This window comes from Frateuria sp. (genome assembly GCF_013362045.1).
Lineage (GTDB): Bacteria > Pseudomonadota > Gammaproteobacteria > Xanthomonadales > Rhodanobacteraceae > Frateuria_A.
The window spans coordinates 22,995-33,316 of the sequence record NZ_JABFWW010000207.1 but is presented as its reverse complement, the minus strand read 5'-3'; the positions used below and the strand labels follow the sequence as shown (position 1 = coordinate 33,316).

General features: G+C 69.5%; 10 protein-coding genes. 7 read left to right on the top strand and 3 right to left on the bottom strand.

What is annotated here, in order from left to right; genetic code table 11:
- The first annotated feature begins 106 nt into the window (after positions 1–106).
- From HOQ08_RS09805 to rplI, 4 genes are all read left to right on the top strand, one after another.
- Positions 107–433: an iron-sulfur cluster assembly accessory protein gene (locus tag HOQ08_RS09805; protein ID WP_291193827.1), complete on the top strand. Its 327-nt coding sequence runs from the start codon at positions 107–109 to the stop codon at positions 431–433.
- A 196-nt stretch (positions 434–629) separates the two neighbouring features.
- On the top strand, positions 630–1,052 hold the full coding sequence (gene rpsF, locus HOQ08_RS09800) for a 30S ribosomal protein S6 (protein WP_291193824.1): 423 nt from the start codon (positions 630–632) through the stop codon (positions 1,050–1,052).
- Positions 1,053–1,069: 17 nt separating this feature from the next.
- Positions 1,070–1,300, top strand: coding sequence for a 30S ribosomal protein S18 (gene rpsR / locus HOQ08_RS09795; protein WP_291193821.1), 231 nt, complete (start codon positions 1,070–1,072; stop codon positions 1,298–1,300).
- A 75-nt stretch (positions 1,301–1,375) separates the two neighbouring features.
- Positions 1,376–1,822: a 50S ribosomal protein L9 gene (rplI, locus tag HOQ08_RS09790; protein ID WP_291193818.1), complete on the top strand. Its 447-nt coding sequence runs from the start codon at positions 1,376–1,378 to the stop codon at positions 1,820–1,822.
- 116 nt (positions 1,823–1,938) lie between these two features.
- On the opposite strand, the gene HOQ08_RS09785 is transcribed toward rplI, so the two are convergent.
- The gene (locus HOQ08_RS09785) at positions 1,939–2,268 is read right to left on the bottom strand and encodes a hypothetical protein (RefSeq protein ID WP_291193815.1); all 330 of its coding nucleotides are present in this window, start codon (positions 2,266–2,268) and stop codon (positions 1,939–1,941) included.
- Positions 2,269–2,688: 420 nt separating this feature from the next.
- On the opposite strand from HOQ08_RS09785, the gene HOQ08_RS09780 reads away from it, so the two are divergent.
- The gene (locus HOQ08_RS09780; protein ID WP_291193812.1) at positions 2,689–3,387 is read left to right on the top strand and encodes a VIT1/CCC1 transporter family protein; all 699 of its coding nucleotides are present in this window, start codon (positions 2,689–2,691) and stop codon (positions 3,385–3,387) included.
- Positions 3,388–3,468: 81 nt separating this feature from the next.
- A complete protein-coding gene (locus HOQ08_RS09775) occupies positions 3,469–4,317 on the top strand; it encodes a DUF3014 domain-containing protein (RefSeq protein WP_291193833.1) in 849 nt (282 codons plus the stop codon).
- Positions 4,318–4,345: 28 nt separating this feature from the next.
- Here HOQ08_RS09775 and HOQ08_RS09770 read toward each other — a convergent pair whose 3' ends face one another.
- Entirely contained in the window at positions 4,346–5,245 is a 900-nt protein-coding gene (locus HOQ08_RS09770) for an NAD(P)/FAD-dependent oxidoreductase (RefSeq protein ID WP_291193809.1), read from the bottom strand.
- Between the two features lie 393 nt (positions 5,246–5,638).
- On the opposite strand from HOQ08_RS09770, the gene HOQ08_RS09765 reads away from it, so the two are divergent.
- Entirely contained in the window at positions 5,639–8,182 is a 2,544-nt protein-coding gene (locus tag HOQ08_RS09765; protein ID WP_291193807.1) for a response regulator, read from the top strand.
- A gap of 22 nt (positions 8,183–8,204) precedes the next feature.
- Here HOQ08_RS09765 and HOQ08_RS09760 read toward each other — a convergent pair whose 3' ends face one another.
- A complete protein-coding gene (locus tag HOQ08_RS09760) occupies positions 8,205–10,241 on the bottom strand; it encodes a GGDEF domain-containing protein (protein WP_291193804.1) in 2,037 nt (678 codons plus the stop codon).
- Positions 10,242–10,322: the final 81 nt, after the last annotated feature.

The window sequence follows — 10,322 nt, the reverse complement described above, 5'->3', positions numbered from 1 at the left end:
CGCACGCTGCACCGGGCGCTGTCTTGTTCGATTGCGCGCCGGCCGGCGCGTCGGGGGTAAACCTGCATGATAATGTAGGCCTGCAGCCTTCTTCATCCCGGCGCCCATGAGCATTTCGATCACTCCCCCCGCCCGCGAACGCATCCGCCAGTTCCTCGCCCAGACGCCCGGTGCTGCCGGCGTGCGTTTCGGCGTCAAGCGCACCGGCTGCTCGGGCTTCGCCTACGTGGTGGACCTGGCCGACGCCGCCCAGCCGGACGACCACACGCTGGACGTGGACGGCATCGCGCTGATCGTGGACGACAAGAGCCTGCCGATGGTGGACGGTACGGTGATCGATTTCCGCCGCCAGGGTCTCAATGCCGCGTTCGTCTTCCACAACCCGAATGCGACCGGGGAGTGCGGATGCGGGGAGAGCTTCACCGTCGGGTAAGGGGACGAGGCCGGGCGTGCGCAGTCCGCCCGGGATCGCGCTGCTCCGTGTATCTGCCTTGCATGGCCGCCATGGGGCCGGTTACACTTCCGCTTCTGCCCGCGCCCGATAGGCGTTGGCAGGCACTTGCCTCACCGCACCGGCGGGAGGCTGCGAGGCCCCATAAGGGCCGCATCCACAAGGAGCCAACACCCCAATGACCATGCGTCATTACGAAATCGTGTTCCTGGTCCACCCTGACCAGAGCGAGCAGGTCCCGGCCATGATCGACCGCTACAAGGCGCTGATCGAGGCCGACGGCGGCAAGATCCACCGCCTCGAGGACTGGGGCCGCCGCCAGCTGGCCTACCCGATCGAGAACCTGGCCAAGGCCCATTACGTCCTGCTCAACATCGAAGTGGGGCAGAACGCGCTGAACGAGCTGGAGTCGGGCTTCCGCTTCAACGACGCGGTGCTGCGCCACCTCGTCATCAAGCGCGACGAGGCCGACATCGAGCCGTCCTTCATCCTGAAGTCCAAGGAGAAGGACGACGCCAAGTCCTCGCGTCGCCGCGATGACGACGGCGACGGCGACGACCGCCGCGGCGGCCGCGACAACGATCGCGACAGCGACGACTGATCCAGGAGCATCGAGCCATGTCCAAATTCTTCCGCCGCCGCAAGTTCTGCCGCTTCACGGCCGAAAACGTGAAGGAGATCGACTACAAGGATCTCAACACGCTGCGCCAGTACATCACCGAGAACGGCAAGATCGTGCCCAGCCGCATCACCGGCACCAAGGCGCGCTACCAGCGCCAGCTGGCCACCGCGATCAAGCGCGCCCGCTTCCTGTCGCTGCTGCCGTACACCGACAACCACGACGTCTGAGCAAGCCACAGACGACACTTCGGACAACCGTCCACGGCTGCGCCGCCTCGCCGGCGCTAACGAAAAGGAAAGACCATGGAACTGATTCTTCTCGAGAAAGTCCGCAACCTCGGCAACCTGGGCGACAAGGTCAAGGTGAAGCCCGGTTACGGCCGCAACTACCTGCTGCCGCAAGGCAAGGCCGTGCCGGTCACCGCCGCCAACCTCGAAGCCTTCGAGAAGCGCCGCGCCGAGTACGAGGCCAAGGCCAATAACCTGCTGTCCGACGCACAGGCCCGCAAGGCCAAGCTCGAGGGCGCCGAAGTCACCATCACTGCGCACGCCAGCCCCGAGGGCAAGCTGTACGGTTCGGTCGGCCCGCGCGAGATCGCCGAGGCGCTGGAAGCGGCCGGCCAGAAGGTGGGCAAGGGTGAGGTGATCCAGGGCGAAGGCCCGATCCGCAACACCGGCGAGTACGAAGTCGTGATCAGCCTGCACGCCGACGTGCAGACGCAGGTCAAGGTGATCGTGGTCGGCGAGTAGTAAGCCGCCTGCTTCACTGCAGAAAAAACGGGCGCTCCGGCGCCCGTTTTTTTTTGCCGGCGAGACAGCCGCGGAGTCATGTGAAATGCCCAGGCGCTGCTTCCGTGCGCCTGACTTCAACGGCCTGGATGGGGCGGCGTAACGACCTTGTAAGGCAGTTCGAAGGGTTCGACCGGCGCCGCAACCCCGGCGCGCGCGCCACCCGCGGCGGCATCGCCCATGCGGTTGCCCGGCTCGGGTACGACCATGCCGCTGCCCAGGCTCGGATCGCCCGCCCGGCTCGCCCGCGAGCCCTGCGCGGCGTCATTGACCATGCCGGCCTGCACCCCGCCCACGACATCCGGGCCGGCCGCACCGTCCGCGCCCATGCCGGTACCGCTGCCGCTGACGGCCGGATTGCCGGTGGCGCGAGGACCGGAACCGGCGGGAGTGGGCGACTTGGACATGGCATATGCCTCGCACAGGCGGGAATTTCACGGGACCATCTGCGGGCGATGCTTCCAGACCCCGTCCGCAGCTTGCTCCCGCAGCCTGACGATCATGCTGGACCGGTGGTGGTGACTGCGTCGTAAAGCTCCGGCGAGCCGCCGGGCGCCTCTCGGCCGGTTGGCCGCCTGCGCGCCGACGTGGCAGCAAGCGGTGATCGCCTGCACCCGCGAGTGCAGGCAGACCCGGAAGGTGGAAGCCCACCGCCTCCCGGCACGGTCGTCGAACCACTGGGCCGTGGTGGTGCACGGAATTGCCTGGAGCGCTCTCGGCCCGGGAACGGCGATCGCCGCGCCCGCCAGGTTGGCGGCACCGCGCGGAATCGGCATCCGGCAGCGGGCACGGTTATCCTCGTGCGGGTTCTGGGAAAGGGATAAAGCATGCGCCGCCATCGCGAAGTACACCGGACCGGGCACATGGGCTGGCTGCGTGCCGCCGTGCTCGGCGCCAACGACGGCGTCGTGTCCACCGCGAGCCTGCTGATGGGCGTGGCCGCCGCCCACGCCGATCGCCACGCGATCCTGCTTGCCGGCGTATCGGCGCTGGTGGCCGGTGCCATGTCGATGGCCGCCGGCGAATATGTCTCGGTGCATTCGCAGGTCGACAGCGAGGAGGCGGAGCTTGCGCGCGAGCGCGAGGAACTGGCCACCGACGCCGACGCGGAGCATCGTGAGCTGGCGTCGATCTACGTCGGCCGCGGTCTGGAACCGGTGCTGGCGCGCCAGGTCGCCGCACAGTTGATGGCACACGATGCGCTCGATGCGCATGCACGCGACGAACTGGGGATCACCGAGGTCTTCCGCGCGCGTCCTATGCAGGCGGCGGCGGCCTCGGCGGCCAGCTTCGCGATCGGCTCGGCCTTGCCCCTGCTGGTGGCGGCACTCGCACCCTCGGGCGCATTGCTCGCGCTGGTCGCCATCGCCTCCCTGGCTTGCCTGGCGCTGCTCGGCGCCGCCGCGGCGCGGATGGGCGGCGCCAGCGTGGGCGTCGGTGCCTTGCGCATCGCCTTCTGGGGCTTGCTGGCCATGGCGGTGACCGCAGGCGTGGGAATCCTGTTCGGCGCCATCGGCGCGGGTTGAGCGCAGGCGCGTGCGGCGGCCCGGTTGCTTCCGGGCACGGCGGGCGTTATGCAGGAAGCCGATCCCATCGCACAACAGGTGATGCCCTTGAAGAAGAAACGTTCCCCAGCAGGACTGCGGCTGCTGTCGGCCGTGGTAGTGATCGGCGCCGTCGCCGCCGGCGTGCTCGTCTGGCGCACGGCGATGAGGCCCGCCCGCGAAGGTACGCCGGTGGCACCGGCCCAGGCACCGCCCGGCACGCCGCGGCCGGCGGCCGCCGCCAGTGCGGCCCGGCATCCGATTGCGCTGGCGGTCCCCGCGGCTGCGTCGACGGCACCGTTGCCGGCGCTGGATGCGAGCGACGCTGACGTTGCCGGCGCGTTGCTGGGCCTTGCCGGCGACGACGCGTTTGCAGCCCTGTTGCATCGAGACCAGATCATCCGGCGCATCGTGGCGACGGTGGATGCGCTGCCGCGCCAGAGCGTGGCCACCGAGATCCTGCCGGTACGCACGCCCAAGGGCGCGCTGCTGGTCGAGCGGACCGACGGCTCGATCACGCTGAGCCCCCGCAATGCCGAGCGCTATGCGCCGTACCTGCAGGTCGTGCAGAAGGTCGATCCGAAGGCGCTGGTCGCCTGGTACGTGCGGCATTACCCGCTGTTCCAGCAGGCCTATCGCGACCTTGGTTATCCGAAGGGATATTTCAACGATCGTCTCGTCGTCGCCATCGACGACATGCTTGCCGCTCCGGAGCCGCCAGCCCCGCTGCAACTGCAGCAGCCGAAGGTGTTCTTCCGCTATGCCGACGCCGACCTGGAGGCGCGCTCGGCCGGGCAAAAGATGCTGATGCGCCTGGGCCCCGCCGGCGAGGCGCAAGTGAAGTCGAAACTGCGCGCGTTGCGTGGACTCCTCACCGGCTCGGTATTGCCGGCCGCCACCTCGGTGCATTGAGAGTGCCCCATGCCCGGCAACTCCGCGCTCAGCAATAATTCGGCGGCAACCGCCGGTGCACGGTCGTGGCTGCGATCGCGGCATGGCCGACTGCCACGCTGATCTGATTCAACGCGCTGACCACGTCGCCGATCGCATGCAGGCCGGGCACGCTGGTCTGCAGGTGATCGTCCACCACCAGCGCGCCTTCGGCATCGAGCCTGGCGCCCAGCGCTGCCGCCAGGCTCGACTGCGCCTGTGCGCCCAGCACGGGGTAGAGCGTGTCCAGCCGCAGGCGGCGGCCGTCGGCGAAGTACGCCTGGCAGGCGCCGTCGACCAGGGCGAGCCGTTGCGGGGCCGGCCACAGTTGCACGCCGGCATCGGATGCCTGGCGCTGCATCGCCTCGTCGGGCCATGCGCGGTCCGTCGCGAGCGCGCAGACCTGGCGGGAAAACGTACGCAGGAAGGTGGCGTGCTCGATGGCGCGCTGCACGGGCGCCAGCACGCCGATCACGCCGTCGCGCGCCTCGTAGGCGTCGCAGACGGCGCACAGCCTCACCGTGCCCTCGCCGATCGCCTCGTCGATGCCTTCCAGGGCCGGTAGGCGGTCGATCACGCCGGTGGCCAGGATCAGCGTGCGCGCGTGCCAGTGGCGTTCGCCGTCGCTGGCGGTGAAGCCGCCGGCACTGCGGTCGAGCCGGGTGATGCGCGTGCACACGGTCGGCACGCCATAGGTCTGCGCCTGCAGCCGGAAGCGCGCCAGCAACTCGTTGCCCGCCACGCCGAAGGGAAAGCCGGGGCAGTTGTGGCTGGCCGGTATCCAGCGTGCCCGGCTGGCGCCCGCATCGGCCACCAGCACATGGCGGCGAAAGCGCGCGAGATAGGTGGCTGCCGTCAGGCCCGCCGGCCCGGCGCCCACGATGAGGCAATCGAGTGGAGTGTTGGACATGCCGCATGTCGATGGAGCGGCACGCCAGGTCGCGCCGGCGTGAAACGCCCCGCCGGTTGCGCGGCGCACGCGGCAAGACGGCCCTCACGGCCCCTTGCCGGTCCGGCGACAGTGCGCGCCACACAATGTGATGCACGTCACGGTTTCATGACGTGGCAAGCCCGGGCTGCCCTGCTCGGTTGGGGGAAAGGACGCAGCCGGACGGCGGGCAGGCAAGTCGTCGCAAGCTCGGGCCAATCCACTTGCACCAAGCCCAGCATGCAGGGATGCAAAGGAGCGGTCTTGCCAGAAGCCATCACGCCAGCGTCAGCAGGGAACCCCTTCCTCGCCGGCAGCGGGGAGATGGCGGGGCGCGTACGCGCCTTCGACTGGACTCGCACCCCCTTGGGTCCCATGGCAGGCTGGCCCGGTTCGCTGCGCGCGCTGGTGGCAATGATGCTGGAGAGCGAGCTGCCGATTGCGCTGGGTTGGGGGCCCGAACTCACCTGCCTGTACAACGACGCCTATCGCCCGTTGCTGGGCAGCAAGCCCGAGGCGCTGGGCCGGCCCTTCCGCGAGGTCTGGCCGGAGGCGCGCAAGCTCACCGAGCCGGTGATCCAGCGGGCGTTGCTCGGCAAGCCGAGCTGTTTCCGCGACGCGCGCTTCATGCTCGAGCGGCACGGCTACCCGGAGCGGACGTACTTCGACTACTGGATCGGCCCGGTACGCGACGAGAGCGGCCAGGTGGTGGGCCTGATCAACCAGGCGATAGAGACCACCCAGCGCGTGCAGGCCGAGCGCCGCCAGCGCTTCCGCTCGCGGCTGGGCGATGCCTTGCGCGATCTGGACGATCCGCGTGCCGTGATGGCTGCCGCCGCACGCCGCCTGGGTCGCCACCTGCGGGCCGACCGCGTGGGTTACGCCGAACTGGACGAGACGGGCGAGTACTTCACCGTCGAGCGTGACTGGGTCGGCGGCGACATGCCCAGCGGCGTCGGCCGTCACCGGCTTAGCGAGTTCGGGCCGCAGCTGGTCGCCGAGGCGCTGACCGGAGCGGCGCTGCGCATCAGCGACCCGTTCGAGGATCCGCGCGTGGACACGCAGGCGGTCGAGGCCCACCAGGCCCTGGGCGGCCTGCGTGCAAGCCTGACCGTGCCGCTGGTCAAGGGCGGGCGGCTGGCGGCCCTCCTTTCGGTGCAGCAGTGCACGCCGCGGCACTGGACCGACGAGGACGAGGCGATCGCGCGCGAGGTCGCCGAGCGCACCTGGTCCGCGGTCGAACGCGCCCGCGCCGAGGCCGCGCTGCGCGCCACCAGCAACCGGCTCAAGCTGATCCTGGAAAGCACCACCGGCTACGGCATCCTCACCATCGACCTGGAGGGCCGCATCACGCTCTGGAACCCCGGCGCCGAGCGGCTGATGGGCTGGCGCGAGGACGAAGTGCTGGGCAAGCCGGCCGACATCTTCTTCAGGCCGGAAGAGCGCGCGCAAGGAATCCCCGAACTCGAAATGAAGCGGGCCGCCGAGACCGGCCGCGCGGCCGACGACCGGCAACACGTGCGCAAGGACGGCACCTACTTCTTCGCCAGTGGCCTGATGATGCCGCTGCGCAACGGAGGCGGCCGCCTGCTCGGCTACCTCAAGGTGCTGCGCGACCGCACGCTCGAGCACCAGGCCAAGGAGGCGCTCGAACGTGGCGTGGCCGAGCGTACCGCCGAGCTGGCCGCGACCAACCGCCAGTTGCTGGCGCAGATCGAGGAGCGCGAACGGGTCGAGGCCACGCTGCGCCAGATGCAGCGGCTGGAGGCGGTCGGCCAGCTCACCGCCGGCGTGGCGCACGACTTCAACAACCTGCTCACCGTGATCAGCGGCAACATTGGCCTGCTCGAACGCGCGCTCGGCGGCCCCGGCGTCGATCCGCAGCTGTGCCAGCGGCTGGGTTACATGAAGGATGCGGCCATCCGAGGCGCCCGGCTCACCGCCCAGTTGCTCGCCTTCTCCCGGCGGCAGCGGCTGGAAGCGAAGGCGGTGGACCTGAACGGCATCGTCGCCGGCATGCGCGACCTGCTGCAGAGTTCCATGGGAGGCTCGGTGCAGCTGTCCATGGATCTGCAGCCGGGACTGTGGCCTGCGCTGGTCGACCCCACCCAGATCGAACTGGTGATACTGAACCTTGCGATCAATGCGCGCGACGCCTCGCCGGTAGGCGGCGACCTGATCGTGGAGACCGCCAACGTGTCGTTGCGCGAGCCGGCGGCGCGGCCGGAGGAGCCATGCCCAGGCGACTACGTGATGGTCGCGGTCACCGATCACGGCAGCGGCATGGCGCCCGAGGTGCGGGCGCGCGCGTTCGAACCATTTTTCACCACCAAGGAGGTGGGCAAGGGCTCGGGGCTGGGGCTGGCGCAGGTGTATGGCTTCGCCAAACAGTCCCGCGGCGGCGTGCGGATCGACACGCGGCTGGGCGAGGGCACCTCGGTGAGGGTCTATCTGCCGCGTGCGGCCAGTGCGGTGGAGCACGCCGGCGGCACGGTACCGGCCCCGGTACGCGGCGGGCACGGACAGGGGCGGCGGCGCATCCTGCTGATCGACGACGACGCCGACGTGCGCGAAGTGACCGCGGCGATCCTTGCCGAGCACGGCTACGAGGTGCTCGAGGCCGGCAGCGGCGGCTCGGCGCTGGACGTGCTCGACCGCGAAGGCACCGATGTCGACCTGATGCTGATGGACTACGCCATGCCCGGCATGAACGGATCGGAGGTGGCGCGCGAAGTCCATGCCAAGCGGCCCTCGCTGCCGGTGCTGTTTCTCACCGGCTATGCGGATTTCGCTGCGTTCAAGGAGGTGGGCGACGAGCACATCGTAAGCAAGCCCTACCGCGAGGAGGAGCTGCTGGCCAAGGTGCAGGCGGTGCTCGGCGATGGCGGGAACGCGAGCGCGTCACGTCCGGCTGCATGACGCGATGGGCTCACCACGTGGCTCAGGCCGATTCCGCGACCGGCGCCACGCCGTGCGGCATTGCCGGCGCTTCGTGGGCGGGGCCGAGCACGACCGCCAGTTCCACGTCGCCGGCGTCGCGCGCCTGGGCAAGATCGCGGGCCAATCGCTCGGATGTGGCGTCGGCAGCCATGTGCATCACGCAGAACGCACGGTTGCGCCCGCCCGCCTTGGCCTGGTACAGCGCCAGATCCGCCAGGCCCAGCGCCGCCTCCCAGTCCTGCCCTGGCATGGCTGGGTAACTGATCGCGCCCAGGGAGGCGGTGACCGGCACGGACTGGCCATGGAACGTGACCGGGGCATGGCCGATCGCATGCAACACGTTGCGTGCGATCGTCGGCAGCGCACTGGCGGGCGTATGGGGCAGCACCAGCACGAATTCCTCGCCGCCCCAGCGCGCGATCGCATCGCCCTGGCGCAACAGGCCGCGCAAGCGCTGCACTACCGCCACCAGCACGGCATCGCCGGCGGCGTGGCCGCGGGTGTCGTTGATGCATTTGAAGAAGTCCAGATCCAGGATCAGCAAGCCCGTGCCGGCGGCGGGGTCGGCGTCGTACGCACGACGCCGCGGTGCATGCTGCATGCGTTCGAGCAGCCGCTGGGTGTGCCGGCGGTTGAAGGCGCCGGTGAGCGAGTCGATCCTGGACTGTTCGTCCAGCCGGCGGTTGGCCTGGCGCGCACGCCGGATAGACTGCAGGAGCACGACCGAACCGAGCGCGAGCATCGTGGCCAGCGCGATCCACAGGCGGTTGCGCCAGGCTTGCGCGGCCAGTTCGGCCTGCTTGACCCGGTTCTGCGCGGACAGCTGCGCGATCTGCTGGCTCTTGCGCTCGGCGGCATATTTCTCCTGCAGGTCGAGCACGGTCTTCTCGCGCTGTTGCGAGGTGAGATTGGCCTGCAGCGCATCGGCCTTGTGCAGCTGGGCGAGCGCCTCGCGGTAGCGGCCGGCCTTCTCCAGTACCTTGACCAGTTCGAAGGTGATGCCGATGACGTTGGTCACGTTGCCGTGCCGCTCGGAGATGTCGATGGCCTGGTGCAGCGTGTCCATGCCTCCGGCGAGGTCGCCCTGCCGGCCCAGTGCGATGCCGATGTTCGCCAGCGGTGCGGCGCGTTCGATTTCCTCGCCGGAGGTGCGGGCCAGTTCGTCGGCGCGGCGGGCATAATCGAGCACGCGCTGGTTCTGGCCGGGCTGGCTGAGGTAGTAGTCGGAGAGATTGTTGAGCGAGAGGATCTTGATCTCGAGCTGGTCCGGATCGTTCTCGGAAAAGGCCAGGGCCCGCTCCAGCGCGGCGCGCTGGCGCGGACGATCGTCGAGCAGCGAGTACGCGTGGCCCAGGTCCAGGCTGATCGTGCCCATCAACGCGCGGTAGCCCGCCGCGTCGGCACGGGCGTAGGCTTCTTCGCCCAGTTCGGCGCCGCGGCGCGGGTCGCCCATGTCGGCGTTCATGCCGACCATCCTGGCGAGCAGCCGGATCTGCTCCGCCTCGTCGTTGCGCCCCGCGGCCAGGGCATAGGCCTGCAGGGACAGTTCGATCGCCTGGTTGAACTTGTTGTCCAGCTCGTCGATCCGTGACTGGGTCGCCAGCAGGGCCTCGCGCGCGCGGCCTTGGTCGTGCAGCTGCGGCTGCAGGGCGGCGGCCTGGTCCAGAACGACCTGGCCGGCGGCCGGGGTCGTGGTGAAGACGGCCTGGTTGACCTGCGCGAGCAGCAGGTCGAAGCGGCAACCGGTGCAGGCTTCGCGGTTGGCCATACGCTCGAGTGCGGCCATGCTGGCCTTCACCTGGCCGGTCTGGCGGCTGCCAAGGGCGAGTTTGAGCAAGCTGCTCTGGTAACGCCAGCGCCGTTCCAGCGGCGCACCGGGCCCGGGCACGTCGTCCACCCGGCGCAGGCGATCGATGGCCGCAGCCACCGAGGGAAACCCGTGCGCGCGCTGGTCCCGCAGCACGTCATCCAGGCGCTCGCCGGCCAGCGCCTGGGCTGGCAGCAACAGAAAAAGAAACAACGGCAGCAGGCGCCTCATGGTCAATTTATCGACCCGGGAAGCGTGCTCTTGAATACGCAGGCGTGCCGAATTGTGCAAAATCGTTGGCAGATTCAAGCT

Excerpts from the sequence above, each read along its gene's own strand:
- HOQ08_RS09770 (WP_291193809.1), bottom strand. The coding sequence starts at position 5,245 with ATGTCCAACACTCCACTCGATTGCCTCATCGTGGGCGCCGGGCCGGCG.
- rpsF (WP_291193824.1), top strand. The coding sequence starts at position 630 with ATGACCATGCGTCATTACGAAATCGTGTTCCTGGTCCACCCTGACCAG.
- HOQ08_RS09775 (WP_291193833.1), top strand. The coding sequence starts at position 3,469 with ATGCCCTTGAAGAAGAAACGTTCCCCAGCAGGACTGCGGCTGCTGTCG.
- HOQ08_RS09785 (WP_291193815.1), bottom strand. The coding sequence starts at position 2,268 with ATGTCCAAGTCGCCCACTCCCGCCGGTTCCGGTCCTCGCGCCACCGGC.
- rplI (WP_291193818.1), top strand. The coding sequence starts at position 1,376 with ATGGAACTGATTCTTCTCGAGAAAGTCCGCAACCTCGGCAACCTGGGC.
- HOQ08_RS09780 (WP_291193812.1), top strand. The coding sequence starts at position 2,689 with ATGCGCCGCCATCGCGAAGTACACCGGACCGGGCACATGGGCTGGCTG.
- rpsR (WP_291193821.1), top strand. The coding sequence starts at position 1,070 with ATGTCCAAATTCTTCCGCCGCCGCAAGTTCTGCCGCTTCACGGCCGAA.
- HOQ08_RS09765 (WP_291193807.1), top strand. The coding sequence starts at position 5,639 with ATGGCAGGCTGGCCCGGTTCGCTGCGCGCGCTGGTGGCAATGATGCTG.
- HOQ08_RS09805 (WP_291193827.1), top strand. The coding sequence starts at position 107 with ATGAGCATTTCGATCACTCCCCCCGCCCGCGAACGCATCCGCCAGTTC.
- HOQ08_RS09760 (WP_291193804.1), bottom strand. The coding sequence starts at position 10,241 with ATGAGGCGCCTGCTGCCGTTGTTTCTTTTTCTGTTGCTGCCAGCCCAG.